The sequence below is a fragment of the Lysobacter sp. Root76 genome (genome assembly GCF_001428685.1).
GTDB lineage: Bacteria > Pseudomonadota > Gammaproteobacteria > Xanthomonadales > Xanthomonadaceae > Lysobacter.
The window spans coordinates 238376-264284 of the sequence record NZ_LMIK01000004.1 but is presented as its reverse complement, the minus strand read 5'-3'; the positions used below and the strand labels follow the sequence as shown (position 1 = coordinate 264284).

At 67.9% G+C, this 25909-nt stretch carries 29 protein-coding genes; 21 read left to right on the top strand and 8 right to left on the bottom strand.

What is annotated here, in order from left to right:
* Positions 1 to 11: 11 nt before the first annotated feature.
* Positions 12 to 596: a hypothetical protein gene (locus ASE10_RS06290; protein WP_157481073.1), complete on the bottom strand. Its 585-nt coding sequence runs from the start codon at positions 594 to 596 to the stop codon at positions 12 to 14.
* On the opposite strand from ASE10_RS06290, the gene ASE10_RS06285 reads away from it, so the two are divergent.
* The 7 genes from ASE10_RS06285 to ASE10_RS06255 all read left to right on the top strand — a co-directional run bounded on the left by ASE10_RS06285 (position 589) and on the right by ASE10_RS06255 (position 6339).
* On the top strand, positions 589 to 1050 hold the full coding sequence (locus tag ASE10_RS06285; RefSeq protein ID WP_055904527.1) for a hypothetical protein: 462 nt from the start codon (positions 589 to 591) through the stop codon (positions 1048 to 1050). The two genes, ASE10_RS06290 and ASE10_RS06285, sit on opposite strands and share 8 nt — an antisense overlap.
* Before the next feature lie 86 nt (positions 1051 to 1136).
* The gene (locus ASE10_RS06280) at positions 1137 to 3380 is read left to right on the top strand and encodes a hypothetical protein (RefSeq protein WP_056305964.1); all 2244 of its coding nucleotides are present in this window, start codon (positions 1137 to 1139) and stop codon (positions 3378 to 3380) included.
* A gap of 82 nt (positions 3381 to 3462) precedes the next feature.
* Complete coding sequence (locus tag ASE10_RS06275; protein ID WP_055904520.1) at positions 3463 to 3681, top strand: hypothetical protein; 219 nt, start codon at positions 3463 to 3465, stop codon at positions 3679 to 3681.
* Between the two features lie 33 nt (positions 3682 to 3714).
* On the top strand, positions 3715 to 4293 hold the full coding sequence (locus ASE10_RS06270; protein ID WP_157481071.1) for a hypothetical protein: 579 nt from the start codon (positions 3715 to 3717) through the stop codon (positions 4291 to 4293).
* A gap of 73 nt (positions 4294 to 4366) precedes the next feature.
* A complete protein-coding gene (locus ASE10_RS06265) occupies positions 4367 to 4687 on the top strand; it encodes a RebB family R body protein (protein ID WP_055904514.1) in 321 nt (106 codons plus the stop codon).
* Between the two features lie 85 nt (positions 4688 to 4772).
* Positions 4773 to 5132, top strand: a complete 360-nt coding sequence (locus ASE10_RS06260; RefSeq protein ID WP_055904510.1) for a RebB family R body protein — start codon at positions 4773 to 4775, stop codon at positions 5130 to 5132.
* A 451-nt stretch (positions 5133 to 5583) separates the two neighbouring features.
* Positions 5584 to 6339 carry a Crp/Fnr family transcriptional regulator gene (locus ASE10_RS06255; protein ID WP_055904905.1) on the top strand — a complete coding sequence of 252 codons (756 nt, stop codon included), beginning with the start codon at positions 5584 to 5586 and terminating at the stop codon, positions 6337 to 6339.
* Here ASE10_RS06255 and ASE10_RS06250 read toward each other — a convergent pair.
* On the bottom strand, positions 6336 to 7040 hold the full coding sequence (locus tag ASE10_RS06250; RefSeq protein WP_055904902.1) for a YafY family protein: 705 nt from the start codon (positions 7038 to 7040) through the stop codon (positions 6336 to 6338). The two genes, ASE10_RS06255 and ASE10_RS06250, sit on opposite strands and share 4 nt — an antisense overlap.
* A 232-nt stretch (positions 7041 to 7272) precedes the next feature.
* Positions 7273 to 7992, bottom strand: a complete 720-nt coding sequence (locus ASE10_RS06245) for an arylesterase (protein WP_082559739.1) — start codon at positions 7990 to 7992, stop codon at positions 7273 to 7275.
* Between the two features lie 164 nt (positions 7993 to 8156).
* Between ASE10_RS06245 and ASE10_RS06240 the strand changes: the two genes are divergently transcribed.
* Both ASE10_RS06240 and ASE10_RS06235 read left to right on the top strand, forming a co-directional pair.
* Positions 8157 to 8828, top strand: a complete 672-nt coding sequence (locus tag ASE10_RS06240; RefSeq protein WP_055904504.1) for an ABC transporter ATP-binding protein — start codon at positions 8157 to 8159, stop codon at positions 8826 to 8828.
* The gene (locus ASE10_RS06235) at positions 8825 to 11320 is read left to right on the top strand and encodes an FtsX-like permease family protein (RefSeq protein ID WP_055904501.1); all 2496 of its coding nucleotides are present in this window, start codon (positions 8825 to 8827) and stop codon (positions 11318 to 11320) included. Before ASE10_RS06240 ends, ASE10_RS06235 begins: the two co-directional genes overlap by 4 nt.
* Positions 11321 to 11374: 54 nt before the next feature.
* Here ASE10_RS06235 and ASE10_RS06230 read toward each other — a convergent pair whose 3' ends face one another.
* Complete coding sequence (locus ASE10_RS06230; RefSeq protein ID WP_055904498.1) at positions 11375 to 11632, bottom strand: hypothetical protein; 258 nt, start codon at positions 11630 to 11632, stop codon at positions 11375 to 11377.
* A 149-nt stretch (positions 11633 to 11781) separates the two neighbouring features.
* Between ASE10_RS06230 and ASE10_RS06225 the strand changes: the two genes are divergently transcribed.
* The 3 genes from ASE10_RS06225 to ASE10_RS06215 all read left to right on the top strand — a co-directional run bounded on the left by ASE10_RS06225 (position 11782) and on the right by ASE10_RS06215 (position 14387).
* A complete protein-coding gene (locus ASE10_RS06225) occupies positions 11782 to 12891 on the top strand; it encodes a class I SAM-dependent methyltransferase (protein WP_055904495.1) in 1110 nt (369 codons plus the stop codon).
* Complete coding sequence (locus tag ASE10_RS06220) at positions 12888 to 13589, top strand: pseudouridine synthase (RefSeq protein WP_055904492.1); 702 nt, start codon at positions 12888 to 12890, stop codon at positions 13587 to 13589. The genes ASE10_RS06225 and ASE10_RS06220 overlap by 4 nt, the downstream gene beginning before the upstream one ends.
* A gap of 81 nt (positions 13590 to 13670) precedes the next feature.
* The gene (locus tag ASE10_RS06215; protein WP_055904490.1) at positions 13671 to 14387 is read left to right on the top strand and encodes an HAD family phosphatase; all 717 of its coding nucleotides are present in this window, start codon (positions 13671 to 13673) and stop codon (positions 14385 to 14387) included.
* Between the two features lie 116 nt (positions 14388 to 14503).
* Here ASE10_RS06215 and ASE10_RS06210 read toward each other — a convergent pair whose 3' ends face one another.
* Entirely contained in the window at positions 14504 to 15046 is a 543-nt protein-coding gene (locus ASE10_RS06210; protein WP_055904487.1) for a DUF1415 domain-containing protein, read from the bottom strand.
* Between the two features lie 10 nt (positions 15047 to 15056).
* Positions 15057 to 15539, bottom strand: coding sequence for a YajQ family cyclic di-GMP-binding protein (locus tag ASE10_RS06205; RefSeq protein WP_055904483.1), 483 nt, complete (start codon positions 15537 to 15539; stop codon positions 15057 to 15059).
* A 144-nt stretch (positions 15540 to 15683) separates the two neighbouring features.
* On the opposite strand from ASE10_RS06205, the gene ASE10_RS06200 reads away from it, so the two are divergent.
* From ASE10_RS06200 to ASE10_RS06180, 5 genes are all read left to right on the top strand, one after another.
* Complete coding sequence (locus ASE10_RS06200; protein ID WP_055904481.1) at positions 15684 to 16739, top strand: NAD(P)-dependent alcohol dehydrogenase; 1056 nt, start codon at positions 15684 to 15686, stop codon at positions 16737 to 16739.
* Between the two features lie 166 nt (positions 16740 to 16905).
* Positions 16906 to 17433, top strand: a complete 528-nt coding sequence (locus tag ASE10_RS06195) for a hypothetical protein (protein WP_055904477.1) — start codon at positions 16906 to 16908, stop codon at positions 17431 to 17433.
* Between the two features lie 104 nt (positions 17434 to 17537).
* Positions 17538 to 18422, top strand: a complete 885-nt coding sequence (locus ASE10_RS06190; RefSeq protein ID WP_055904475.1) for a DMT family transporter — start codon at positions 17538 to 17540, stop codon at positions 18420 to 18422.
* Between the two features lie 116 nt (positions 18423 to 18538).
* Positions 18539 to 19363 (top strand): hypothetical protein, encoded by an 825-nt coding sequence (locus ASE10_RS06185; protein WP_156087674.1) that lies wholly within the window; start codon positions 18539 to 18541, stop codon positions 19361 to 19363.
* A 92-nt stretch (positions 19364 to 19455) separates the two neighbouring features.
* Positions 19456 to 19905 carry a DUF1801 domain-containing protein gene (locus ASE10_RS06180; protein ID WP_056305962.1) on the top strand — a complete coding sequence of 150 codons (450 nt, stop codon included), beginning with the start codon at positions 19456 to 19458 and terminating at the stop codon, positions 19903 to 19905.
* Positions 19906 to 19994: 89 nt separating this feature from the next.
* Here ASE10_RS06180 and ASE10_RS06175 read toward each other — a convergent pair whose 3' ends face one another.
* Positions 19995 to 20792 (bottom strand): LytTR family DNA-binding domain-containing protein, encoded by a 798-nt coding sequence (locus ASE10_RS06175; RefSeq protein WP_055904466.1) that lies wholly within the window; start codon positions 20790 to 20792, stop codon positions 19995 to 19997.
* Positions 20789 to 21877, bottom strand: coding sequence for a histidine kinase (locus ASE10_RS06170; protein ID WP_055904463.1), 1089 nt, complete (start codon positions 21875 to 21877; stop codon positions 20789 to 20791). Before ASE10_RS06170 ends, ASE10_RS06175 begins: the two co-directional genes overlap by 4 nt.
* Before the next feature lie 178 nt (positions 21878 to 22055).
* On the opposite strand from ASE10_RS06170, the gene ASE10_RS06165 reads away from it, so the two are divergent.
* The 4 genes from ASE10_RS06165 to ASE10_RS20715 all read left to right on the top strand — a co-directional run bounded on the left by ASE10_RS06165 (position 22056) and on the right by ASE10_RS20715 (position 25867).
* Positions 22056 to 22490 carry a nuclear transport factor 2 family protein gene (locus tag ASE10_RS06165; RefSeq protein ID WP_055904458.1) on the top strand — a complete coding sequence of 145 codons (435 nt, stop codon included), beginning with the start codon at positions 22056 to 22058 and terminating at the stop codon, positions 22488 to 22490.
* 193 nt (positions 22491 to 22683) lie between these two features.
* Positions 22684 to 23562 carry a PD40 domain-containing protein gene (locus tag ASE10_RS06160; RefSeq protein WP_162250450.1) on the top strand — a complete coding sequence of 293 codons (879 nt, stop codon included), beginning with the start codon at positions 22684 to 22686 and terminating at the stop codon, positions 23560 to 23562.
* A gap of 232 nt (positions 23563 to 23794) precedes the next feature.
* Positions 23795 to 25201 (top strand): ATP-binding protein, encoded by a 1407-nt coding sequence (locus tag ASE10_RS20720; protein ID WP_200945844.1) that lies wholly within the window; start codon positions 23795 to 23797, stop codon positions 25199 to 25201.
* Positions 25202 to 25867, top strand: coding sequence for a response regulator (locus ASE10_RS20715; RefSeq protein WP_055904449.1), 666 nt, complete (start codon positions 25202 to 25204; stop codon positions 25865 to 25867). It abuts the gene before it with no gap.
* Positions 25868 to 25909: the final 42 nt, after the last annotated feature.

The window sequence follows — 25909 nt, the reverse complement described above, 5'->3', positions numbered from 1 at the left end:
ACGGACGTTGATTAGGGGAGTAGCGCCATGCCTTTCTGGAACAGGAACAAACCGCCGACCGCACCCGCCACTACGCCGGCGACGCCCGCGACGCCGGCAACTCCAGCGGCGCCCGCGAGCCCCGCCGCTCCGGCGACCGCGGCGATGCCAGCAGATCCGGCGACGCCCGCGACGCTCGCGGCTGCGGCGACCCCGCCCCCCGCGGACACGACCACCGCGGAAACGGCTGCGACGCCGGCGGTCACGCCTGCGGCGGATGCCGACGCAGGCGCGACACCGAGCGCGACCACTGCCGCCGCGGCCGATGCCGCGAGCGGGTCCGGCACGACAGGATCTGGCACGACAGGATCGGGCACCACCGACTCGGGCACGACCGGCAGCGGTGCGGCGGGATCGGGCACGAGCGGCAACGGCACCACGGGGTCCGCCACCACTGGCGCAGCGGCCACCGGCTCGGGGTCCAACGGATCGGGCAGCGGCGGATCGGGCGGCGGCGGTTCTGGCACGACCGGCACCGGCACTGCGTCGGACCCGCCCGCGCCGCCGGCCAACCCGCCCGCGCCGCCGCCGCCGAGCGTGCTGGCGACGATGAACACGCAGATGCTGGCCCAGTCCGCCGCCGCCAGCCCGCCGACCGACGCGCTCAATCAGAAGATCGTGCAGGCGGTGCAGCTGAGCAACGCCGAGACCGCGCAGTACGCGCCGTCGCAGATCGCGATCCCGCCCAACATGATGATCACCCAGGCCGCCGGCCTGGTCGCGCAGTCGGCCGCAGCCTACTTCGACGGCGTCAGCAAGCTCGCGCTGGCCAGCCAGGGCATCTTGCTCAAGGAAATGACCCAGAACCTGGTCGAGAACCAGCTGGAGAAGGCCGCCGAGGACGCGCTCGGCGTGCTCGCCACCGACATCCTGATGGGCGCCGCCGCCGCGGTCGCCGCCGCCGCCGGCGCGATGGAGGCCGAAGCCGCGAGCTTCGCCATCGATCGCATCGACCAGAGCATCTCCAAGTACGCCAGCGTGCTGCAGAACCACAAGAGCGCGTCGTCCTGACCTGAAGACCACCGCGAGAGCGCGTCGCCGCGATGCGCTCCGGACCCGAATGCCGCCTTGCGGCGCAGACCTGAGGAGCCTTGCTCATGGCCTTTTTCGAACTGACCTCGCCCGTGAAGATGCAGCGGTACCCGTTCGACTACCACAGCCACTTCGGCGGCATCCTGCCGGTCGAGGGGCGCCTGGATGCGTCCGTCGACTACGAGATCGACTACCAGCCGCCGAAAGATGGCGCGACCCCCATCAAGGTGACCGTGCCCAAGGGCCAGCGCCTGTCGCTGGTCGGGATCATGGGGGGCGGAACCGGCGAAGAGGCGATCGTGGAAGGCACGGTGGCGCTGTTCGATCTGGCCCTGCAGATGATGATCGAGAACGGCAATCCGCTCAATTCGCTGGCCGGAAAGGCCAACAAGGCCCAGTACGAACGTGGCGAATGCGCGGCCGAATCCATCTATATCGCCTGCGTGGTGCTGGCGCGGCGCTGGTCCCTGTCGCCGAATCTGATCAATGCCTTCGCCTCCAGTCCGGAGCTGTACGAGGAGATCCGCGGCCAGTTGCGCACCCGCGTGCAGGGCAACCCGGAACTGATCAAGGTGCTGCGCTATTTCAACAACAAGATCTACAGCGCCAACAAGTACACGCCCTTCGACGACTGCTACAAGACCCGTTCCAGCCTGATGAAGGCGGTGAAGCGCGACCCCAAGTACGCGGGCCGCTATGAGCAGTGGATGCTGGCGACCTACGCCTTTCTGTACCAGAGCGGGGTGCGCTGCAACCAGGCGGCGATGGGCGCCGACGAAATCGCGGCCGCCGACCAGATCGCCCAGGCGTTCAACAAGCTGAACCCGAAGGATCCGAGCAGCTATCGCCTGCTGGTGCACACTTCGGCCGGTTACATGCCTGGCGACAGCCTGAGCAAAGAGTTGAAGGGGACGATCCTGCCACTGCTGAACCAGTCCGGCCCGAGCACGGTGATCGGCATCGACCTGCTCGGCACCGAGACCAAGGTCGCCGACTTCAGCCAGTTCTTCCAGTTCCTGTTCGACAACCAATCGGAGCTGGGCAAGTACTTCGGCCAGGCAAAGGGCGCGCGCTCGCAGCAGGTGATCTGCCACATTCACTGCGGCGAGGGTGCGGCGTCGACCGCCGATAACCGATCGATGATTGGCTATTACTACGTCAATGCCGCCGAGCCGCCCGGCGAAGACTTCTATCGCGCCTACTCAGCCTACATCGCGCGCTGCGTGGCCACCGCCCAGGGCCGGCTCGCCGACGAGCCGCGCGGCAGCCGCGGCGCCGCGCCACGCAAGAAGAGCGACGTGTCCGGCCTGTTCGACGAGCTGTTCCGCAGCGATTCGTTGACCCATGCCGGCTGCACCCTGCGCCGCTTCGACATCAACAGCCCGGCCAGCATCGCGATCGTCGCCTACAACGGCAAGCGCAGCGAGATGGCGATGAGCGAGACCCTGGACACCGTACCGCCGCCGCAGAGCCAAAGCTGGTACGCCTTCTTCGCCGGCAGCCCGCAGTTCGCGATCCGGCTCGGCCACGCCTACTACTACCGCAACTACATGGCGGCGCGCTATCCGGCGATCGCGTTCGACACCAACATGGGCAGCAACGCGATCACCGGAGCCTCCGGCCTGTTCGACTCGGTCGAGGGCTACCGCATCAACCGCGGCTTCCGCCATCTGGACGGCTACATCGACACCGACGTGTTGCACCAGGCCGGCAACGCGGTGGCCTACCTCGGCGCGAACGCGCTGGAGCAGCCGCAGGTCGAGAAGTTCATCGCCATGGTGCGCGCCCAGACCAGCCTGGCCGACGTGCTGAGCAACCAGGAGAACAAGGTCTGGCTGTACAGCCAGCTCAACGCGGGCCTGGCACCGATCTGCAACCCGGCCAACATCTCCGACTACTACGCGCTCTACGCCAAGCTGGTGCTGCAGCTGGCCGGCCAGACCACGATCAAGTCCTATTGGTTCGACGCCCTGACCCGGTCGCTGACCCTGTTCAACAACTGGCGCTCCTATCTGTTGGGCGCCGACGGACAAGGCGTGGAGCACACCGATGTCCAGGACGAGTTCCTGCGCATGGTGATCCTGCTCGCCTATCAGTTGCTGCCCGCCGGTCAGACTCGGGTGCTGGACGAAACCATGGTGTCGCTGCAGCAGCTGGTGCTGTCGATCGCCACCGACTATTGGGAAACCACGGTCGATTCCTCGCTCACGCTGATACCGGACACCGCCCTGGGCCTGCAGACGATGTACGGCTTCAAGTCGCCGGCCTCGGTGGTCGCGTTGACCCGATCCAAGCCGGACAAGACGTGAACGCAGCCGTATCCGTCTGCGGCGCGGACGCATTCCATACCGGCCGCGCGGCACGCGCCGCCGGCACCGCCAGGAGCTTGCGATGAACGATCTCGTCGAACACCTGCTGCACGAAGAGATAGACGGTCCCGATACCCCGGCCGCGCCCGGAAAGTCGGCGGACCCGCCGTCGCCCGCATCGACACCCGCCACCACCGCGGCCGCCGACAAGGCACTGGACCCCGAACTGGTGAAAGTGCTCGAGCGCCTGATGCAGCCCGACGTGTTGCGCGCGCTCAGCCAGCTTCTGCGTTCGCGTTGAACGCCCGTCCCCCCAACGCTCGCGAGTAGTGCCATGACCGTAAGTCGGAACGAGTTGACCGAGCAGGTGCATCAGTTCGCGCGCCAGTGGCTGGGCCACGACCTGGACGAGAACGAGCGCAGGGAACTGGCCGAGTTTCTCGCCACCCTGAGCGCGGACGAGGCCGTGCTGGGCGGCTACACCGACCAGGCCCGGCGCCACGCCGCGGACATCGTCGATCAGGGCCGGCAGCGCGTGGAGGCGGCGATGAAGAGCGTGCTCGGCGCCGCCAAGGCACCGCCCGGCGACGCCGCCGCGCCCGCCAAGGGCGCCGCGCCGGCGGCCCCGCTGACCCGCGAGGAGCAGGCGATCCTGCGCTTGCTGGAGTCTTCGCGCACGCTCGGCGACCTGCGGCCCTCGCACTTGAAAGGCGCGGGCGAGGGCGAAACCGCGGCCGCGCAGTTGGCGATCGCGCAGATCGCCGACCGCCTCGCGATCCTGATCAAGGCCGAAGTCGAGGCCTGTTTCGAGCGCCAGTACGGCCCGCTCACGCGCCAGATCGAGGCTGTGCTCGAAGCCGGGCGCGCCGAGGCCAGCGCTCGCAAGTCCCCGTCCGCCGCGTCGTCCGCCTGATTCACAAGGCGGGTTCCGCAGCGTTCTTTGAAACGTACGGCATGGGCCGTACACGACCCCGAGGAGTTAAACCATGGCTTTCCCGACCGCCGTCAACGATCAGATCACCGATGCCGTCACCCAATCCAACGTCAAGGTCATCGGCGAAGCGCCGGCCTTCGCGATGGGCTCGATCTACCAGAGCCTGGCGCACTCGACCGGCATCCTGTTCCAGAACGCCATCGCCGCGCAGCAGCAGCAGAACACGCTGGCGCAGGCCGCCGCCAACCAGGGTGTGATGCAGATCTACAGCCTCGACACCACGGCCGCCGCGGGCGCGACCGAGAAGGTCGCCCAGACCGGCGTCTCCGACAACCTGACCAGCCTGCTCACCGTGCTCAACGCCTTCAAGTGAGAGAACCCCGGCCGATGGCTCCGCGCCATCCGCCGGATCTCACAGGCGCGCATGTTCCTGACGACCGCATAACGAGGATTACCTCATGGCATTTCCAACCGCCGTCAACGACCAGATCACCGATGCCGTCACCCAGTCCAACGTCAAGGTCATCGGCGAAGCGCCGGCCTTCGCGATGGGCTCGATCTACCAGAGCCTGGCGCACTCGACCGGCATCCTGTTCGAGAACGCCGTCGCCGCGCAGCAGCAGCAGAACACGCTGGCGCTGGCCGCGGCCAACCAGGGCGTGATGCAGATCTACACGCTCGACACCACGGCCGCCGCGGGCGCGACCGAGAAGGTCGCTCAGACCGGCGTGTCCGACAACCTGAGCAGCCTGATGACCGTGCTCAAGGCCTTCACCGGCACCAAGCCGGTAAAGGGTTTGAACAGCGGTTCTCCGTAAGGCGGAAGGCGTCGGGCGCGACACCCGACGCCGGACGCTAGGGATGCGGCGGCCCCCGATGCCGCGTCCGCGAGGCAGTCCGCCGGCGATCGCGCCGGCAGCTCGCCCCGCACGAGCCCGGACTCGTCGCGGCAGCGGCGTCGTTCCGGACCCAGGGAACGACCGCGAACGTAGTGCAGGCGGCTCCGTGCACAGAGCGCGCCGGCCGATCGCGGCACAGGCCAATGCGGCTCCGTCCGCGACGGCAGGGGATGAATATGGATCGTTCGTCACGCAGCTGCGGCCGGCAGCACCGGTGCCGCGTCGGTTGCATGTTTTCAGTTCGCATATCTATCGACAGCGGCAGCCCTCTTGCGGCGGTCGCTTTCGCGTTGCAGGGCAGTCGAACCGCCGTCGGCGGTGAACGCGCCGATGCGCGTCGCACCTCGCGAGGGTGGTCGCGCGCATGTGCATGACGCTGGACCGCTCCGCCAATGCACGTGCCCGGCAGTTGATACTCGAGCAATCGCCGCTGTTCCAGGGCTTGCCCGCCACCTTGCTCGATCACGTCGCCCGCAACGCCACCGAGCGCACTCTGCGCGACGGCCAGGCCCTGTTCCTCAAGAACGATCCCAGCGATTTCCTCGCCCTGGTCGCGCGCGGACGGATCTACAAGATCCTCTATGGCCCGGACGGCCAGGAACTCATCGTCGATACCATCGAGGCCGGCGAGACCGTCGACGAGACCGCCTTGCTGGACGCCCAAGACCGCAACTTCACCGCCATGGCCTACGGTCCGGCGCGGGTGCTGCTGCTGGCGCGCCGGCATTTTCCGGCCCTGACCTCCGAACCCGTCCTGCTCGAGCGGGCGCACGCGACCCTGTGCGTGCGCCTGCGCAAGGCCGTCGACAGCCTGGAGACCATGTGCCTGCACCGCCTGGAATCGCGGCTGGCGCGCTATCTGCTGTCGATGATGCACGACGGCGGCCGCGCCGCGGTCGACGGTTTCGAAGTCGCGCTGCCGCCGACCCAGAGCATCCTCGCGGCGATGGTGAACGCAAGCCGGCCGAAGTTGAACGCACAGTTGCAGACCTGGCACCGCAGCGGACTGGTGAGCCGGCGCCGTAACATCCTGCGCATCAACGACATCGATCAGTTCCGCTGCAAGGCCTACCTGGGACGCGACTTCGTGCGCGCCGAGCCGCGGCCGCGCGCCAAGCCCAACTAGCGTGCGTCGCCGGTCTGGTGGGGTTCGTACAGTTGCGCGACCATGGCTTTGAGCAGCGCGCTGCGACGCTGCGGCATCGGTTCGGGCAGCACTTCGAGCGCGGCGATGCGGTCGAGACGGAAATGGCGGAAGTCGCCGCGCAGTTCGCACCAGGCGCCGACCACGCGGGCGTGGTCGAAGAAGGCCAGGGCCAGCGGCCAGATCGTGCGCTCGCTCTCCTGGCCTTCGCCGCTGCCGTAGCGGATGCGCAGCTTGCGCTCGTCGCGCATGGCATCGCGGATGCGCTGCATGGTGCTCGGCGCGGCGGGGTGGGCGTTGCTGGGCGATACCCACAATCCGATTTCGCCGATCGCATCGCGCAGGTCGCGCGGCGCGGCGGCGGCGATCTTCGCCAGGGCATTGCTCGCCGCCAGCGACAGCGCGCGGTCGTCCTGGCGCTGGACCCAGCGGGCGCCCAATACCAGCGCTTCGATCTCGTCCTGGGCGAAGTTCATCGGCGGCAGGAAGAATCCCGGCCGCAGCAGGTAACCGACGCCGGCTTCGCCGTCGATCGGCGCGCCCAGGCTTACCAGGGTCTGCACATCGCGGTAGATCGTGCGCAGCGACACGCCCAGTTCCTGCGCCAGGGTCGCGGCCGCGATCGGCTGGCGGTGCCGGCGCAGGGCTTCGATCAGGTCGAACAGGCGTTCGGTGCGGCTCATGCGGTCGCTGCGGCGGGTGGAGCTGCGCACGATAGCAAGCGCGCTCGATTCCTGCGGAAATGGACACCGCGGCTCTTGCCGGGAGAGCCGTCGCGTCGGCTTTCCGTGGGAGCGACGTAAGTCGCGATCGCCGTTGGCCGGAGTTGCGCAATCGCGACTTACGTCGCTCCCACAGAACCCAGGGCCGCGTCGCTCGTGCTGCCCCGCTCATGCTGCCCGTACTGGCCCCTAATCAGCGCAACAACGGCCCCAGCTTGGTCCACACGTGGTCGCGCAGCTTGGGCTGCGCGCTCGCGATCGGATGCAGGTTGTCGTCCTGGAAGGCCTGGCGGTCGAGCGCGATCGGTTCCAGCAGGAACGGCAGCAGCGCGGCGCCGTGGTTACGCGCGAGTTCGGCGTAGTTGCGCTCGAAACCCTGGGTGTACTCGCGGCCCAGGTTCGGCGGCATGCGCATGCCGATCAGCAGCACCCGCGCCTTGGCGGCCTGGGCGGCGGCGATCATGCGCTCCAGGTTGGCCCGGCTCTGGCTCAGCGGCAGGCCGCGCAGGCCGTCGTTGGCGCCCAGTTCGATCACCACCACCGCGGGCTTGTGCCGGGCCAGCTCGCCGGCGATGCGCGCGGCGCCGCCGGCGGTGGTTTCGCCGCTGATGCTGGCGTTGACCACGCGCCAGCCCGGACGGGTCTGGGCCACGCGCTGCGCGGTCAGCGACACCCAGCCCTGCGAGGCCGCCAGGCCGTAGCCGGCCGAGAGCGAATCGCCCATCACCAGCACCGTGCGCGCCGCTTTGCCGGTCGGGGCGGGGGCCGCCGCGGCCGGCCGGGCATGCGCTGACTGAGCCTGCAGCGGCGCCGCGATCAGCACGCAGGCCAGGACCAGAGCCAGGGACCCGGTACCGATGGCCCATTGAAGCCGGCGCCGCGATGCCGCATATCCCTCTTTATTAAGCGTCATTAATAAGGTCTCCGGATGATGTCGCTGGAGCAAGCATAAGGACGATCATGGCCGATTCCATTCAAGTGCACGCGGTTCGCGCCGATTCCGTTCAGCGTGATCCCGTTAAGCGTGACGCGAGCCGACGCGGCGCCAACAGGCGCGGCCCCGGCGCAGCCCCCGCCGTGAATGCGCCCGCGTTGCGGGTCCAGGACCTGGGCAAGCGCGTGGCCCTGCCGGGCCAGGAGCTGACCATCCTCGATGGGGTCGGTTTCGAGATCGCGCGCGGCGATACCGTCGCCATCGTCGGCGCCTCCGGCTCGGGCAAGAGCACCCTGCTGTCGCTGATGGCCGGTCTGGACAGCCCCAGCAGCGGCAGCGTCGCCCTCGACGGCGAGCCGCTGTCGGCGCTGGACGAGGACGGCCGCGCGCGCGTGCGCGGCGAGAAGGTCGGCTTCGTGTTCCAGAGCTTCCAGCTGCTGCCCTCGCTGACCGCGCTGGAGAACGTGATGCTGCCGCTGGAACTGCGCGGCGACCGCGAAGTCGAGGGACCGGCCAAGGCGATCCTGGACAAGGTCGGCCTGGGCCAGCGCCTGGGCCATTACCCGCGTCAGCTGTCCGGCGGCGAGCAGCAGCGCGTGGCGCTGGCGCGCGCGTTCGTGACCCGGCCCTCCTTGCTGTTCGCCGATGAGCCCACCGGCAATCTCGACACCCACACTGGTCAGGCCATCATCGAGCTGCTGTTCGAACTCAATGCCGACGCAGGCACCACCCTGGTCCTGGTCACCCACGACGAACACCTGGCGCAGCGCTGCGGCCGCATGCTGCGACTAGACAGCGGCAGGCTGGTGCCGTGAGGACCTGGTCGCTGGCCTGGCGCCAGCTGCGCCGCGACTTCAGGGCAGGCGACGTGCGCATCCTGTTCGCCGCGCTGGTGCTGGCCGTGCTGGCGGTGACCTCGGTCGGCTTCGTCACCGATCGTGCGGAACGCGCGCTGGCGATCGAAGCCAACCGCCTGCTCGGCGGCGACGCCGTGGTCCGCGCCGATGCGCCGATCGCCGGTGCCGTGCACCGGGCCGCGCAAGCCGGCGGGCTGCGCCGCACCGAAACCATGGAACTGCAAACCATGATCCGGGTCGGCGAGCGCCTGCAGCTGGGCGAATTGCGCGCGCTGGGCGAGGGCTTTCCGCTGCGCGGCGCGTTCCGCATCGCCGATCGCGGCGGCGAACGCGATGCCGGCGGCGTGCCGGCGCGCGGCACGGTCTGGATGAGCCGCGCCGGCGCCGACACCCTGGGCGCGACGCTCGGCGACAGCATCGCGATCGGCGACGCGCGTTTCACCCTGGCCGCGCTGGTGGTGCAGGAGCCCGACGCCGCGCTCGACTATTTCAATATCGCGCCCAAGGTCTTCCTCAACCTCGGCGACGTGCGCGCCACCGGCCTGGTGCAGGAAGGCAGCCGTATTCGTTATCGCCTGGTGATCGCCGGCGACGCCGCCGCGGTCGAACGCTTCGTCGCCGCCGCGCGTCCCGCGCTGGGACGCGGCCAGCGCCTGGAAACGATCAGCGACGCGCGTCCGGAAATCCGTTCCGCGCTGGACCGCGCCGGCCGCTTCCTCGGCCTGGCCGCGCTGGTGTCGGTGGTGCTGGCGGCGGTGGCGGTGGCGATGGCCGCGCGCCGCCACAGCGAGCGTCACCTGTCCGGCACTGCGGTGATGCGTTGCCTCGGCGCCAGTCAGCGCACCCTGGTCGGCGTGCACGTCGGCGAATTGCTGATGCTGGGCCTGGTCGCCTGCACGGTCGGCGTGGCGCTCGCATTCGGCTTGCAATGGCTGGTCGGCAGTTGGCTGTCGCAGGCCCTGAAACTATCGATTCCGCCGGCCGGTTTGATGCCGGCGCTGCAGGGCTACGGCGTCGGCCTGGTGGTGCTGCTCGCGTTCGGCGCGCCGCCGGTGCTGGCACTACGGCGGGTGCCGGCGTTGCGTGTGTTGCGTCGCGATCTCGATCCCACCGAGCCCAGCGCCTGGCTGGTCGCGCTGGCCGGTTTCGCCGGCCTGGGCGCGCTGCTGTGGTGGAAGGCCGGTTCGGCGACCCTGGGCACCGCGATGCTGCTCGGCATCGCCGGCACCCTGGCGGTGTTGGCGACGCTGGCCTGGCTGCTGATCGTGGCGGTGCGGCGCTTGCGCTCGCGCCTGCGCGGCAGCCTGCGTTACGGCTTGGCTAACGTCAGCCGCCGCGCCGGCACCAGCATCGCCCAGGTTTCGGCGCTGGGTCTGGGCCTGATGGCCTTGCTGTTGCTGACCTTCGTGCGTACCGATCTGCTGGATCGTTGGCAGCTCGCACTCGCCGCCGATGCGCCCAATCGTTTCATCATCAACGTGCAGGACGACCAGCTCGCGCCGGTGCGCGGCTTCATGAGCGAGCAGGGCATCGCCGCGCCGACCCTGTATCCGATGATCCGCGGCCGCCTGGTCGCGCGCAACGGCAAGCCGGTGACCGGCGCCGACTATGCCGGGCAGGGCGAACGCGCGCAGCGTCTGGCCGAGCGCGAGTTCAACCTGTCGGTGGCCGCGAGTCTGCGCGACGACAACCGCATCACCGCCGGCAAATTCTGGGGCGGCGCCAAACCGGCGCGGCCGGAAGTGTCGGTCGAGGAGGGCTTCGCCGAGCAACTGGGCTGGAAACTCGGCGACCGCGTCGCCTTCGACATCGCCGGGCAGCCGTTCGAGGCGACCATCACCAGCCTGCGCAGCGTCGATTGGGAGAGCTTCCGCCCCAACTTCTTCGTGATCGCATCGCCGGGTTCGATGGACGGCTATCCGGCCAGCTACATCACCGCGGTCAGCGTACCGCCGCAACGCACGCGCTTCACCGCCGATCTGGTCTCGCGCTTCCCGAATTTGTCGGTGATCGACGTCGATGCCGTGCTCAAGCAGGTGCGCGGCACCGCCGACCAGGTCTCGACCGTGGTCGAGGTGGTGTTCTATTTCTCGCTGGTGGCCGGCGTGCTGGTGCTGATGGCCGCGGTCAGCGCGAGCCAGGACGAGCGCCTGCTCGAAGGCGGCGTGATGCGCGTGCTCGGCGGCAGCCGGCGTCAGCTGCGCTTGGCCCAGGCTTCGGAGTTCGCGGCGATCGGCCTGTTGTCGGGCCTGGTCGCGGCGACCGCGGCGTCGGTGCTGGCCGGCGTGATCGCGACCCAGGTGTTCGACCTGCCCTGGCGCGTGGATTGGACCATGGCCGCGGTCGGCGCGGCCTTGGGCCTGATCGCGGCCCTGCTCGCAGGTCTGTACGCGACCCGGCGCGTGCTCGACGCACCGCCTTCGGTGACCCTGCGCGAACTGCAGAACTGACGGCGGGCCTCTGACGCCTGCGACGCACCAACGGCGCGCAGGCGTGAGCGGCGTTCAGCCGCTCAACTGCGCCTCGGCCTGGAACCTGCGCGCGTAGCCGCGTTCCTCCGCCACGCGTTCGATTTCTTCGTCGGCCAGCTCCGGCGGGGCGTAGACCGCGTAGGCGACCGCGCCGTCGCGCAGGCCGGTGTGGTGCAGGCGGTAGCGCGGATGGCCGCTGCCGGTGTTTTCGGGGTAATGGCGCGGCGGCTGCGCGCCGTCCAGATCGAGTTCGCTGTTGTCGACCGTGCCGCCGATGAAAAGGGCTCGCATGCGTGTGCTTCCTCTGTTTTCGGCCAGCATGGCGCCGGCGGCGTTGCGACGGCATGAAACCGGCGTTGTCGGGGCGTGGACGCGCCGATACGGGCGCCGATGCGCGGCGACGGGTAAAATGACCCCGATGATCCGTATTCGACCCTGCCGTGCGCGCTGACGCACCCGATAACGCGCTCGAAACCCTGTTCCTGCCGTTCGCCGATGGCCGGCTGAGCTGGCCGGCGCAGGGCGGCGCCCTGTTCCTGCGCGCGCGCGACGGCTGGCCGCTGCACGCGCAGCCGCGCCCAGGCCTGGTCTGCGAGCAGAGCTTCAAGCCCGAGGTCGAGGCGCTGCAGCGCTCCGGCCTGAGCCTGGACGGGGACGACGGCGCGCATCGCTATCCGCTGGTGCTGGTGCTGCCGCCGCGCCAGCGCGACGAGGCGCGGGCGCTGTTGGCGCGCGCGATCGCGCGCACCGCGCCGGGCGGGCGCGTGGTCGCCTGCCTGAGCAACGACGAGGGCGCGCGCTCGGGCGAGGCCGATCTGGGCAAGCTCGCCGGCCCGGTCGGGCAGCTGTCCAAGAACAAATGCCGCGTGTTCTGGACCGCGCCGCTGGACGGTCCGGCCGATGCCGAGCTGGCCGCGCAGTGGCGGAACCTGGATGCGGTGCGTCCCATCCTCGGCGGCCGTTTCCTGAGCCGGCCCGGCGTATTCGCCTGGGACCGCATCGATCCGGCGTCGGTCCTGTTGGCCGCGCACCTGCCGGCGGATCTGAGCGGGCGCGCGGCCGATCTCGGCGCGGGCTACGGCTATCTGGCGGCGGAGCTGCTCGCGCGTTGCCCCGGTATTGTCGCGCTGGACCTGTACGAAGCCGAAGCGCGCGCCTTGGATCTGGCGCGCGCGAATCTCGCGGCCGAGCGTCTGCCGGCCGCGGCCGCGCAGGTCGCGATCGACTACCACTGGCACGACGTGACCGCCGGGCTCGGTCAGCGCTACGACGTGATCGTCAGCAATCCTCCGTTCCACGGCCAGGGCCGCGCCGAGCGCCCGGACATCGGCCGCCGCTTCATCGAAGTCGCCGCGCAGGCGCTGAACCCCGGCGGCCGCCTGTGGCTGGTCGCCAACCGTCACCTGCCTTACGAAGGCGCGCTCGACGCCGGCTTCGGCAGCGTGCGCACGGTCGCCCAGCAGGGCGGTTTCAAGATCGTCGAAGCGACCAGGCATGCCGCGCCGGCCAAGCCCGCCGCAGCGGCGCGAACCCGGTCGGGGCGCGCATGAAACTGATCAAGCTGATCGCCAACCTCGGTTACGGCAGCCGCAAGGACGTGGCGACGATGTTCCGCGAAGGCCGCATCACCGATCCCGAGGGCGAAGTGCTGTACGCCGACGATCAGGTCGGCCACGAGCGCATCCATATCGACGGCAAGCCGCTGGATCCGCCGGCGGGTCTGGTGCTGATGCTGCACAAGCCGACCGGCTATACCTGTTCCACCAAGGATCCCGGCCGCATCGTCTACGACCTGCTGCCGCCGCGTTTCCGCTTGCGCTCGCCTTTGCTGTCCACGGTCGGCCGGCTCGATCGCGACACCAGCGGCCTGCTGCTGCTGACCGACGACGGCGGCCTGCTGCATCGGATCGTTTCGCCCAAGGCCAACCTGGCCAAGGTGTACGAGGCGAGCCTGGCCTCCGATTTGCGCGGCGACGAAGCGGCGACTTTCGCCAGCGGCACGCTGATGCTGGAGGCGGAGAAGACGCCGCTGGCGCCGGCCGCGATGCAAACCCTGGCGCCGCGCCAGGCGCGTCTGATCCTGACCGAAGGCCGCTATCACCAGGTGCGGCGGATGTTCGCCGCGGTCGGCAATCACGTCGAAGCGCTGCACCGCAGCCGCATCGGCGGGCTGGGCCTGGACGATCTGCCGTCCGGCCAATGGCGCGCGCTCGATGCCGCCGACCTGGAGCGTCTGTTTGCCGGCTGAGCGCGCCCGCCGTGTTCGCCGCCGGTCGCGCCGCGCGCGGTTGCCGTTATTGTCCTCGTAACCTCAGCGAGTTCCGTACCGATGTCGATCGAAGCTTCCGACCACGCCGCCGCCGTGCTCGAATTCGAACCCGCCGCCGTGCTGTTCGACATGGACGGCACCATGATCGAGAGCGAAGCGGCCCTGCTGGAGTGCTGGCGGCAAGCCGCGCACGACCTGGCGCTGCCCTTGGAAGACGGCCTGTGGCTATCGATGGTCGGCCTGCACGACAGCGCCTGCCACGACCTGCTGCGCACGCGCCTGGATGAGGAGCAGGTGCAGGCCTTGCTGCACACGATGCAGGCGCTGTACGACGTACGGGTCGATGCCGGACTGCCCTTGAAAGCAGGGCTGATCGCCCTTTTGCGGCGCCTGGCCGCGCATGGGATGGCGACCGCGGTCGTCACCTCCACGCGCCGGCCGCGCGCGCTGTACAAGCTGGAGCGTGCGGGCCTGCTCGCCCATTTCGCACTGGTGGTCGGCGGCGACGAAGTCTCGCACCCCAAGCCGGCGCCGGACATCTACCGTCTCGCTGCGCAGCGCCTGGGCGTGAGCGCCGAGCGTTGCGTGGTGCTGGAGGATTCGCCGGCCGGCGTGCGCTCGGCGCTGGCCGCGGGCATGACGCCGATCCATATCCCCGACCTGGTCGTGCCCAGCGACGAAGTGCGCGCGCTCGGGCATCGCATCGTCGCGAACATGGACGAGGCCCATGCCCTGTTGGCCCCGTGGTTGCGCGCTGAGGCGCTGGCGGCGCAGTAAGGACGCGTCGCGGCAATCCCTATAAAGACGAATCTCCCCTGCGTCTCAAGAGGGGAATTCAAAGCATTCCTGTGAGTGCCGGCGAGGCGCGCAGCCTCGGGCAGTGCCTCTCGGCTTCAAGGCGCCAGCAGCTTGCGCCAGCCCTCGATACCCAGCTTCTCCAGCGTTTCCAGATTGCGTTCCACGATCACGTCCGGGTCCGGAAACGCCGCAACCGCGCGCTCGACGCTGGCCTCGCGCAGCAGGTGCAGCATCGGGTAGGGCGAACGGTTGCTGCAGTTGCCGACATCGTCGTAGGCGGTGTCGGCGAACTGGTAGTCGGGATGGAAGCTGGCGACCTGGATTTCGCCGTCCAGCTCCAGCGCCTCGACCGCGGCGTCGGCGGTGTCGAGAAAATCGTTGTAGTCGAGGAAGTCGGTCAGCACCTGCGGATGGATCAGCAAGGTGGTGTCGACCTGCTCGGGCTCGGTCTGCTGCAGGCGGACCAGCTCGTAGGCCAGTTCCTCCAGCAGCGCATCGGGCGTGGTCGCGGCGCTGAGCACGTAGCGGACCTGGTCCTTGGCCACCACGGCCTTGGCGAACGGGCACAGGTTGAGCCCGATCACCGCGCGTTCCAGCCAGCGGCGGGTGGCGATGATCGGTTCGGCTTCGCTGCTCATGGTTGGATGCTCAGTCGCGGAAGTTGTCGAACTGCAGGGGCCGCTCGAAATCGCCGGCCTTGAGCAGGGCGATCGCGGTCTGCAGGTCGTCGCGCTTCTTGCCGTTGATGCGCAGCTTGTCGCCGTTGATCTGGGCCTCGACCTTGAGCTTGGCGTCCTTGATCGCGGCGACGATCTTCTTGGCCAGCTTCTGCTCGATGCCCTGCTGCACGGTGATCTTCTGGCGCGCGCCGGCCAGATTGGTCTCGATGTCGCCGAACTCCAGGCAGCGCCCATCGATGCCGCGCGCGATCAGGCGCGCGCGCAGGATGTCCTGCATCTGCTTGAGCTGGAACTCGCTGGGCGCGGACTGGTTGATGAACTTGTCGTCGAGCTCGAACTTGGCCTCCACGCCCTTGAAATCGAAGCGCGTGGACAGCTCGCGGTTGGCCTGGTCGACGGCATTGGTGAGTTCGTGGGTGTCGACTTCGGAGACGACGTCGAAGGAGGGCATGGCGATATCCGGATCGGTGCAGCGGGTGGGAACGCAAAGGGTAACGCAGGCGCGCGGCCGCGGCACGCAACGTTGCGTGCGCGTTGACGCCGGGGCGGTCTGGCGCGGCTAGACTGCCGGTCTTCCCTCAGCCCGGATCCGCGCATGCTCAAGACTGCCGCCTACGCCGCCGCCAGTGCCCAGTCGCCGCTGGCCCCGCATTCGATCGAGCGCCGCGAACCCGGTCCGGAGGAGGTGTTGATCGATATCCTCTATTGCGGAGTCTGCCATTCCGACATCCACCAGGCGCGCGATGAATGGGGCGGGTCGATCTTCCCGATGGTGCCGGGCCACGAGATCGTCGGCCGGGTCGCCCGGGTCGGCGCCGACGTCGTCGGGTTCAAGCCCGGCGATGCGGTCGGGGTGGGCTGCTTCGTCGATTCCTGCCGCGAGTGCCCGCAATGCCGCGACGGCCTGGAGCAGTACTGCGACCAGGGCATGACCGGCACCTACAACTCGCGCGAACGCGCCAGCGGCGTGCCGACCTACGGCGGCTACTCGACCCGGATCACGGTCGACCAGGCCTACGTGCTGCGCATCCCCGAGTCGATCCCGCTGGACCGCGCCGCGCCGCTGCTGTGCGCCGGCATCACCACCTATTCCCCGCTCAAGCATTACGGGGTCAAGGCCGGCGACCGCGTCGGCGTGGTCGGGCTGGGCGGCCTGGGCCACATGGCGGTCAAGCTGGCCGCGGCGATGGGCGCGCAGGTCACCGTGCTGAGCACCTCCGAATCCAAGCGCGAGGCCGCCCTGGCCCTGGGCGCACAGGACTTCGCCGCGACCCGCGACCCGTCGGTGTTCAAGCGACTGGCGCGCTCGTTCGACTTCATCATCGACTCGGTGTCCGGCGAGCACGACTACAACGCCTACCTGTCCCTGCTCAAGGTCGACGGCACCATGGTCCTGCTGGGCATCCCGGAAACGCCGGCGCCGGTCGCCGCGGGCGTGCTGATCTCCAAGCGCCGCCGGCTCGCCGGATCGATGATCGGCGGGATCGCCGAGACCCAGGAGATGCTGGATTTCTGCGCCGAGCATGGCGTGGCCTCGGACATCGAGCTGATCGACATCGCCCAGATCAACGAGGCCTACGAGCGCGTGATCAAGGGCGACGTGCGCTATCGCTTCGTGATCGATATCGCCAGCCTCGAAAAGGCGGCCTGATCGGGTGCACCGGCCGTCGCGGCGATGCTTCCTGTGGGAGCGGCGTAAGCCGCGATTGAGCCCCACCGACCGGCGAAACCGATCTTAGGCAGCTACCACAGTGGGGCGACTCGCGGCCCCGCACCGGCGCGATCCTCCGCCGCGCACCATCGTCTAAGCTGGCCGCATGCAACTGCTGCTGATCCCGCTGCTCGTCCTGGCCATGGTCCTGCTGTGGGCCCTGCTGTTGCCGGTGGCGCTGATCCAGCGCTACCGCTATGGCAAGTCGCGGCGGCGCGCGATCGGCTGGGTGGTCGCGCTCAATCTGTTCGCGAGCTTCGTATCGATGCTGCTGTTCTTCTTCAGCGCCTGGATCGCCGGGCACTGGATCGCCGACGCACCGGTCTACGCCACGATCGGCGTGGCCCTGGGGTTGTCGCTGGGCCTGGTCGGCTTGGCCCTGACGCATTTCGAGCCCGGGCCGGATGCGCTGTACTACACGCCCAATCGCTGGCTGGTGCTGGCGCTGACCGTGATAGTCGCCGCGCGCCTGGGCTTCGGGCTTTTGCAGGCGCTGCGTCTGTGGGGCGAACAGGCGGCGCGCGGCGCGTGGCTGTCGCGCCAGGGTGGGCTGCTCGCGGTCGGCGGCATGATGCTGGGCTATTACTTGAGTTATGCGCTGGGCTTGCGCCGCCGTTGTCGACGCCCGGCCTGAGCGGCCCATGACGGCGAGCGCGATTGCCGGCAAGATGCGCCATCGCCTCCCCCGGCTGCGGACATGATCCACGCCTACTTCTCCACCGCCACGCGCGGCAGCGCATGAGCGCCGATCGCAAGCGCCAGACCCAGGCGGCCCTGCTCATGCTGGCCGCGGTCGGCCTGTTCGCGACCATGGACGCGGGACTCAAGCTGCTCAGCGCGCATTACCCGCCGTTCCAGGTCGCGTCCCTGCGCGGCGCGGCCTCGCTGCCGTTCGTGCTGGCCTGGGCGCTGGCGACCGTGGGGCCGCGTGCCCTGCTGCGTGTGCGCTGGTCCTTGCACCTGCTGCGCGGCGTGCTCGGCATCGGCATGATGGCCGCGTTCGTGTACGCGTTGCGCACGCTGCCGCTGTCGACCGCGTACTCGATCTTTTTCGTCGCGCCCCTGCTGATCACCGCGATGTCGGTGCCCCTGCTGGGCGAGCGCGTCGGTCCGCGCCGTTGGATCGCGATCGCGGTCGGCCTGCTGGGCGTGCTGGTGCTGCTGCGGCCGACCGGCGAGGGCATGCTCAGCCTGGCTTCGCTGGCGGTGCTGTTGGCGGCTGTGGCCTACGCGGTCAGCGCGATCACGGTGCGCTTGCTGGCGCGTACCGACAGCACTCAGTCGATGATGGTCTGGCTGATGGCGATGATCGCGCTCGGCTCGGGCGCGCTGGCCTGGCCGGATTGGGTGCCGATTCGGGCCGCCGATGTGTGGATCATCCTCGGGGTCGGCGTCGCCGGCGGCCTCGGCCAGTACGCGATCACCGAAGCCTTCCGCTTGGGCGAGGCGTCGCTGATCGCGCCCTTGGAATACACCGCGCTGGTCTGGGGCGTGCTGCTCGACCTCAGCCTGTGGGGCGTGCTGCCGGACGCGATCACCTGGCTGGGCGCGGCGATCATCGTCGCCAGCGGCCTGTACCTGCTGCGTCGGGAGCGCGTGCACGTCGAATCCGAACATCCCTGAATCGGGCTCTGGCCGGGCCAGCCCCGTCATCGCGTTTGCCTGTCTGTCCCCACATTCAGGCAGGATCGATGAAAAAGTTCAGGACGAACTCTGCGCTTGGAAAGCGCGCCGCGGCCGTGTTGTTGATTGCCGGTGTGGTCGCCACCGCCGCCACCGCCTGGGCCTACAGCCGCCCGGCCGAGCAGGTAAAACTGGAACCGGTAAAGCAGGGCGCGGACATTCCCGCCAGCAGTCGGCAACGCAAGCTCTCGCTCAGCGCCGCCAAAGCCGCTGCGCCGATCTCGATTTCCGCCGCCGCGGTCACCGATGAAGACGTCGGCGACAGCGATTCGTTCGGCCGCAATCTGCGCTGGCTGGGACTGGCCGACATGGCGGTCGAGCTCACCGACGCCTGCCCGGGCGTGGATCCGGATGCGGGCTGCCAAGTGCTCAACCCGGCGCCGGTAGCGACCCCGTTCGCATTCGAGGACCTGGGCCACATCACCCTGCCCGGCAAGTCGACCCAGTCGCTGCTTTGCTACTGGTTCTCGCCGGTGCTGACCGTTCGCTACGCCAATCCGACGCCCAATCAAGCGCTGGCGCGTCTGCGGTACACGCCGACGCTGACGATCGAGAATCCGGTGCTGGCGACACCGGGCCTGATCGATCCGACCACCGGCCTGCCGTTCGATGGCAAGCTGATCACCGGCATGACCTCATCGGAACTGTTCGAGGTGCCGCTGGCGCCCGGCGTGGCCTTCAACGAACGCACGCGGGACTCGGCGGTATGCATCGCCGGCTCCATCAGCCGCAAGTCGCTGGCGGATACCTACGGACTCAGCGACGCCCAGATCAAGGAATTCTTCAAGAAGCCGACCACGGTGCGCATGAACATCAGCGGCAGCGCGCAATACGTGGAATCGGCCTCGCTGTACTTCGGCCTGCGCCTCATCGGCGACTGAAGTCGCAGGGGCTTCGCTGGCGGCGGGCGCGGCGATGGGGGCGCGCCTGCCGCCGGCTTCACTCCGGTCCGTTGGGCGGGTGCCGTAGACCGATGGTCAGCAGTACCGCCAAAACCGTAGACGCCTATCTGGACGAACTCTCGCCCGAGCGCTGCGTCGTGGTCGCGACGATGCGCGACCTGGTCAATGCGAACCTGCCGCCCGGTTACGCCGAGGAGATGGCCTTCGGCATGATTGGCTGGAACATTCCGCTGAGCCGATACCCCAAGACCTACAACAAGCAGCCGCTGTGCTATGCGGCGCTGGCGGCTCAGAAGAACGGCTATTCGCTGTATCTCAACTGCGTCTACGCCGACTCCGAACGAGAGCAGAGGCTGCGCGCGGCTTACGAGCGGGCAGGCCGAAAGTTCGACATAGGCAAGAGCTGTCTGCGTTTCAAATCGCCGGACGATCTGCTGCAGAGCGAGATCGCCGCGATCGTCGCATCGACCTCGGTGGACGAGTACATCGCCTTGTACGAGGCGGGCCGTCGCAAGGACTGAGCGGGCCGGCTACTGAAAAGGCCGCCGATACCAGCGGAAATTCGCAGGGAATGCGGCCCCGTCCGTAGCCGAAGGAGGGCGGCGGCGACTCAGATGAACAGCTTTACCTTGTCGCGAAAGCTGCGCGAAAGCTTCAGCTCATGCCCTGAATCGAGCGTAAGAAAGTACTCGCCATTGACGTGCGGCCGCATCTCCTTGACGCGCCCAAGATTGACGATGGTGGAGCGGTGGATGCGCGCGAACTGCTGCGGGTCGAGACGTTGCTCCAGCTCCTGCATCGTGCCGCGCAGAACGTGGGTTTCATCGCCTGCGTGGATGCACATGTAGTCGCCGGCGGCATCGATCCAGCGGATCGCGTCGACATCGATCCGCAGCAACCGCGTTCCATCCTTGATCGCCAACTTTCCGCCGGTGCGTGGAGCCTCGTCGGCAAGAAGGCTTTCGACCTTGGATCGATGCGTGCCAGGCAGGGTCGCAATGAACTTGAGCAGGCGCTCGTAGTGGTCCTCGGTCTTTCGGGCGGACAAACGCGCGCGTGCGCGTTCCACCGATTCGTCCAAACGTGCGTCGTCGACCGGTTTGAGCAGGTAGTCGAGCGCGCTTGCGGCGAATGCGGCGAACGCATACTGGTCGTAGGCCGTGACGAAAACGGTCAGCGGAATCTGCGTTGCCGGCAGCATGTGCAACAGTTCGAAGCCGTCGATGCCGGGCATCTGTACATCGAGGAACATCAGCTGCGGGCGCAAACTGGAAATAGCGTGGAATGCCTGGCGACCGTTGCCGGCCTCGCCGATGATCTCGATGTCGGCATGGCGACCCAGTCGCAGTTCCAGCCCCCTGCGCGCCAAGGGTTCGTCGTCTACGATAAGCGTGCGGATCTTCTTCACGGCCGTTCATCCTGCGCGGTGCTGAATGGCAGTCGCACATGGACATCCGCACCGCCGGATTCGCGGTTGCTGATGCCCAGGTGCTGGCGCTCGCCATACAGAACGCGTAGCCGTTCGCGCGTGTTGGCCAGGCCGACGCGCGAGTGACCGTTCGCCGCCAGATCGGCTTCCACGCCGCCGGGGCCGTCATCGCGTAGGTGCAAGTCGAGCATGTCACCGTCGATCCGTGCGATGAGTTCGATGCGGCCGCCCTCCTCGCGTTTTGATATCGCGTACTTGATCGCGTTCTCGATCAACGGTTGCAGGATAAGACTCGGAACCAGCGCGTCGCGCGCGGCGGGTTCGACATCCACCAGCATCTGCAGGCGATCGCCGAAACGAACCTGTTCGATGCCAAGGTAAAGATTGAGCGCGTCTACCTCCTGCATCAGCGTGACCTGCTGCTCCGGGTCGGAATCGAGGGAATGACGCAGGAATGACGAAAGACTGGCGACCATGCGGTACGCCGTATCCCGCTTGTCGTCGAGCACCAGGGTGGAGATCGCGTTGAGCGTATTGAACAGGAAGTGCGGATTGAGCTGGTACCGGAGCATCTTGATCTGCGCCGCATGCGCGGCGTTGCGCGCGCGCAATGCGGCTTCCTTCTGCTGCTGCAGCTGAAGCGCGATCTTTATTCCGAAATACAGCGCGCTCCACGAAAGCAGTATGTAGAGCGTCGAAGCGAAGTACCACAGGTAGCCGAACACGCTGCGGATTTCGCAATCGTCGCAGTAGCTGAACGCGATGGCGACGTAGAGCTTCATCTGCACGAGCGTGGCAAGAACGAGCAATCCGACCGCTGCCGCCGCCATCCGCGGGACGGGCAGTCCCCATAGGCGCCGATAACCCAGGCGCAGCAGGCTGGTGATGACGAAGCCGCAGGCGGTCACGGACAGCGAGGCGGTCACATAGTGCAACGGCTTCCCGTCGCCCATCGCCGCGGTGAAGTGGAGGATGAAATAGCCGAGCCAGCCGAGGCCCTGCAGCGGCCAGAACCAACGCCTCGAGCTTGTGGTGACCGGGTCGGGAAAGGCGTTGGAACTCATAGGGAGGTTCTTCACGAGCGATGCCAACTATGAACGACTCCATGCGCAGTTTGAAGGGGCTAGCGTGCGTTCAACGCCTCGTCGTGTGTTAGCAACGTTTCGTCGCATTGCCTGAAGACTCCGGCTTTTCTGTCCGGCCTAATGGCTGGATCGGGATGACTCGACGACAGGAATACCTATGTTGGCGCTTTCTTTGCTTCTTTCAGCGGCGGGCTCGGTCGCTCCCGGTCCGGCGAACGTCGATCCGGCGATCCTCACGGCCATTGAGGCCACTTGCTTCGACTATGTGGACGGCCAACTCGAGGCCGATCCGGCCCGCGTTGCGCGCGCCTTGCATCCTGACCTGGCCAAGCGCGCGGTGATCGGCGATACGCCCTATGAGCGGCTGGGCTTACGGCGCATGTCGAAGGAAGAGCTGGTCGCGCTCACCAAGGCAGGGGCATTGAAGACGCCCAAGGGGCAGTGGGATCGCAGTTGCCGCGTGCTGGACGTGACCGGCAATGCGGCATCGGTTCGCCTGGAAACGCCATGGTTTGTCGACTACTTCCACATGGGGAAGTTCGAGGAGCGATGGATCATCGTGAATGCGCTTTGGTACAGCAAGCCAAAATGATTCGATCCCCGTCTTATAAGTCGATGGTCGCCATATCCACGCGGGGTGCGAAATGAGAAGTGCGGGTCTGGCGGTGCTTTGCTTGCTGGCGTCCTCCTGTGCGCCGACAGATCAAGCCGAACCTGCGAGCGCTTCGCTCGGGTCGTCGATGCCTGGGCGCGTACAGGGTTCCGTCCCCGTCGCCGAACGGACCTTGCCATCGCCGCAAGCCGATGGTGCGCGCCTGGCGGGTGTGGACTGGTTGTCAGGTGCGCGCAACGATTACAACCTCAGCACGGATGCCGCACAGCAGCTCATGGTGTTCGCGCGTTCTGCGGCGAACTTCAAGGACAGCCGGATCTGGTTTGCGCGGCGCGACGGCGGCGGCTGGGGCGAGGTGGCCGAGGTGCCATTCTCCGACTCGCGCTACCGCGATTCCGATCCTTGGCTGACGCCCGATGGCCGGACGCTCTATTTCGTTTCCAACCGCCCAGTCGCCGGTGAGACGCCGAATACCAGCCTAGACATTTGGCGCGTTGCGCTGGAAGACGGACGTTTCGGCGTGCCGGAGCGCCTGGTCGCGCTCGCCAGCGAGGGCGAAGAGCTCGGCCCGGAACTGCACGACGGCTGGCTCTACTTCAATAGCTCGCGCAAGGGTGGGCCGGCGAAGCTGGCGATCTATCGGGCGCGTATGAATGGTCCGGCCTTCGAGGCGCCGCAGCCATTGGCAGCTCCGTTCAACGACGGTGCGATTCAAGGCGATTTCACTCTCTCTCCGGATGGCCGGATGGCCGTGTTCTGGAGCGCGCGTGACGACTCCTCGGATCCGGATCTGTTCTCGGCTTGTCGAACGGGCGACGGTTGGTCCGCGGCGGTACGCCTGCCGCCCCCGATCAACGCACCGGGCATGGACTTCACCCCGGCATTTTCCGCCGATGGTCGGGAGTTGCGCTTTGCGAGCATGCGCACCTCGGCACCCATGGACGATGCCGCCCATGTGTTGAACGGACAGGCCAACCTCTACGTGGTCCCGGCCGCCGTGGCGGTTCAAGCGATACGACTGGCGCTGCCGTCGGCCGGCTGTCGCGATTGATCCGCTGCAGGTGGAATCGGCCTCGCTGTACTTCGATCTGCGTCTCATCGGCGACTGAAGTCGCAGGGGCTTCGCTGGCGGCGGGCGCGGCGATGGGGGCGCGCCTGCCGCCGGCTTTACTCCGGTCCGATCGGCGGATGCCGCAGGCTACGGGCCCGGGTGCCGCCACGACATTGCCAGCCCTGGTGTTCTCCGGTAGCGTCAGCCGACTCCGGCTTGCGGCGGGCAAGGTGTGAAGGTTTCCATCGGTGTTCGCTTGTTCCTGATGGTGGCGCTTTCGATGCTGGCCGTCGCCGCGATCGGCATCGGTCTGGTTCGATGGAAGCTGACCGGGACGCCATCCACGCGAGTCGCGAATGCCGAGCAACGCCAGGTCGACGCACTGACTAAGCAGATCGCGCTGGATTACCGGCAGCACGAGGGATGGTCGTTCCTTCCTAGTGTCCCTGCGGCGCGCACGACATGGCTACAGCAGCTGATCGCGTCGCAGCCCGGGAACCAGAATACGGGCCCGGAGGAGCGAGCATGGTCGTCGACCTTGGCCTACAGATTCGCGTTGCTCGATGCGCAGGGCTATCGCCTTGCCGGCGTGGAGCCTCACCGCCTGCTCATCGCCTTGGCCTCGATCGATACCATGCGCCGAGACATCGTGGTGGAAGGCCGGACTGTGGGCTTTGTGGCAGTCGCGAAGCCACGTGACCCGGACGATGGACTGACCGTCGCCTTTCTCATCCAGCAGCAGCGCAACCTGGCCTGGCTTGCGGGAATCGCCGCCGCCCTGGGCGCGCTGGCGGCCGGCTTGGTGGCGGCGGGCTTCAGGCGTCCGATTCGCGAACTGGTCCGCGGTGCGGGTCGGCTTGGCGAGGCCCGGTTCGACACACGCCTTGAGGTGCGTCGCAGTGACGAACTCGGCGTGCTGGCCGACACCTTCAATCGGCTTGCCGCTCGCCTGGAGAGTGCGGAGCAGGCGCGCAGGCAATGGGTGGCCGACACTTCGCATGAGCTGCGGACGCCGCTGTCGGTGCTCCGTGCGCAGACCGAAGCGCTGCACGACGGCATCCGCCCCTGCACCCGCGAAAACACCACGTTGCTGATGCGGCAGATCGATTCGCTGGACAAGCTGATCGACGATCTCTACGCGCTGGCGCGCGCGGACGTCGGGCAGCTCCCGTACGTCATGGCCCAGGTCGATCCGTGTGGCTTGGTCCGCGACATATGGAGCGGCTTCGCTGCGAAATTCGATGCCATCGGCCTGCGCACGGCGCTGGCGGCGCCGGCTGACCGCGTCCGGCTGAGGGGCGACGAAGATCGGCTCCGGCAGGCGATCGCGAACCTGCTCGAAAACAGTGCGCGCTACACCGATGCGGGCGGGCGGGTCGAGCTCACGTGCGTCGCGACCGATGGCGTATTTCGCCTGCAGTTGGACGATACCGCGCCCGGCGTTCCCGACAGCCTGATCGGACGACTGGGCGACCGCTTCTTCCGCGTCGAGTCTTCGCGAAACCGCGAGCATGGCGGCGCCGGGTTGGGGCTGGCACTGAGTCGACAGATCGTCGAAGCGCACGGCGGGACGCTGAGCTTCGCGCCGTCACCGTTGGGCGGCCTGCGTGCGATCGTGTCGCTGCCCTTGGAGGATTGAATGGCCGCGAAGATCCTGATCGTGGAAGACGAACATGAGCTCTCGGCCATCGTTCGCGACTATGTGATCGCGGCAGGGCACGAGGCGGAGGTGATAGGCAACGGGCAGGCGGCGCTCGCACGCGTGCGCGAAGCGGCTCCGGACCTGATCGTGCTCGATCTCATGTTGCCGGAACTGGACGGCCTGACCCTATGCAGGACGGTTCGCGAATTCTCCAACGTGCCGATCATCATGACCACCGCAAAGGTGGAAGAAATAGACCGCCTGCTCGGACTGGAAGCAGGTGCGGACGACTATCTGTGCAAGCCGTTCAGTCCGCGCGAGTTGGTTGCCCGGATTGCCGCGCTGTTTCGCCGCGTGCGACCGTCGCAGGCGCATCCGTCGATCGTCGAGATCGACGAAGCCGCGCGCGCCGTGCGCGTGCGCTCCCGGCCGCTGGAGCTCACGGCGACCGAGTACGCGTTGTTCGTCCTGATGGCGAGGCGGCCCGGCGTCATCTTCTCGCGGGCGCAGTTGCTCGATGCGGCGAGTCGCGACAGCCTGGGCGTCGCCGACCGTTCGGTCGACAGCCACATCAAGAATCTTCGGCGCAAGTTGGCGCGGCAGTGCGAGGGCAGGGACCTGATCCAGTCCGTGTACGGCATCGGCTATCGAATCGAGTTCTGACCCGCCCGGGTTGGCTCTCCATATTGTCTCCACAGTCGCCCG

Excerpts from the sequence above, each read along its gene's own strand:
- ASE10_RS06245 (WP_082559739.1), bottom strand. The coding sequence starts at position 7,992 with ATGACGCTTAATAAAGAGGGATATGCGGCATCGCGGCGCCGGCTTCAA.
- ASE10_RS06170 (WP_055904463.1), bottom strand. The coding sequence starts at position 21,877 with ATGAGTTCCAACGCCTTTCCCGACCCGGTCACCACAAGCTCGAGGCGT.
- ASE10_RS06285 (WP_055904527.1), top strand. The coding sequence starts at position 589 with ATGAACACGCAGATGCTGGCCCAGTCCGCCGCCGCCAGCCCGCCGACC.
- ASE10_RS06210 (WP_055904487.1), bottom strand. The coding sequence starts at position 15,046 with ATGAGCAGCGAAGCCGAACCGATCATCGCCACCCGCCGCTGGCTGGAA.
- ASE10_RS06280 (WP_056305964.1), top strand. The coding sequence starts at position 1,137 with ATGGCCTTTTTCGAACTGACCTCGCCCGTGAAGATGCAGCGGTACCCG.
- ASE10_RS06195 (WP_055904477.1), top strand. The coding sequence starts at position 16,906 with ATGCAACTGCTGCTGATCCCGCTGCTCGTCCTGGCCATGGTCCTGCTG.
- ASE10_RS06205 (WP_055904483.1), bottom strand. The coding sequence starts at position 15,539 with ATGCCCTCCTTCGACGTCGTCTCCGAAGTCGACACCCACGAACTCACC.
- ASE10_RS06165 (WP_055904458.1), top strand. The coding sequence starts at position 22,056 with ATGTTGGCGCTTTCTTTGCTTCTTTCAGCGGCGGGCTCGGTCGCTCCC.
- ASE10_RS06215 (WP_055904490.1), top strand. The coding sequence starts at position 13,671 with ATGTCGATCGAAGCTTCCGACCACGCCGCCGCCGTGCTCGAATTCGAA.
- ASE10_RS20715 (WP_055904449.1), top strand. The coding sequence starts at position 25,202 with ATGGCCGCGAAGATCCTGATCGTGGAAGACGAACATGAGCTCTCGGCC.
- ASE10_RS06190 (WP_055904475.1), top strand. The coding sequence starts at position 17,538 with ATGAGCGCCGATCGCAAGCGCCAGACCCAGGCGGCCCTGCTCATGCTG.
- ASE10_RS06260 (WP_055904510.1), top strand. The coding sequence starts at position 4,773 with ATGGCATTTCCAACCGCCGTCAACGACCAGATCACCGATGCCGTCACC.
- ASE10_RS06270 (WP_157481071.1), top strand. The coding sequence starts at position 3,715 with ATGACCGTAAGTCGGAACGAGTTGACCGAGCAGGTGCATCAGTTCGCG.
- ASE10_RS06250 (WP_055904902.1), bottom strand. The coding sequence starts at position 7,040 with ATGAGCCGCACCGAACGCCTGTTCGACCTGATCGAAGCCCTGCGCCGG.
- ASE10_RS06180 (WP_056305962.1), top strand. The coding sequence starts at position 19,456 with ATGGTCAGCAGTACCGCCAAAACCGTAGACGCCTATCTGGACGAACTC.
- ASE10_RS06220 (WP_055904492.1), top strand. The coding sequence starts at position 12,888 with ATGAAACTGATCAAGCTGATCGCCAACCTCGGTTACGGCAGCCGCAAG.
- ASE10_RS06265 (WP_055904514.1), top strand. The coding sequence starts at position 4,367 with ATGGCTTTCCCGACCGCCGTCAACGATCAGATCACCGATGCCGTCACC.
- ASE10_RS06200 (WP_055904481.1), top strand. The coding sequence starts at position 15,684 with ATGCTCAAGACTGCCGCCTACGCCGCCGCCAGTGCCCAGTCGCCGCTG.
- ASE10_RS06255 (WP_055904905.1), top strand. The coding sequence starts at position 5,584 with ATGACGCTGGACCGCTCCGCCAATGCACGTGCCCGGCAGTTGATACTC.
- ASE10_RS06230 (WP_055904498.1), bottom strand. The coding sequence starts at position 11,632 with ATGCGAGCCCTTTTCATCGGCGGCACGGTCGACAACAGCGAACTCGAT.
- ASE10_RS06275 (WP_055904520.1), top strand. The coding sequence starts at position 3,463 with ATGAACGATCTCGTCGAACACCTGCTGCACGAAGAGATAGACGGTCCC.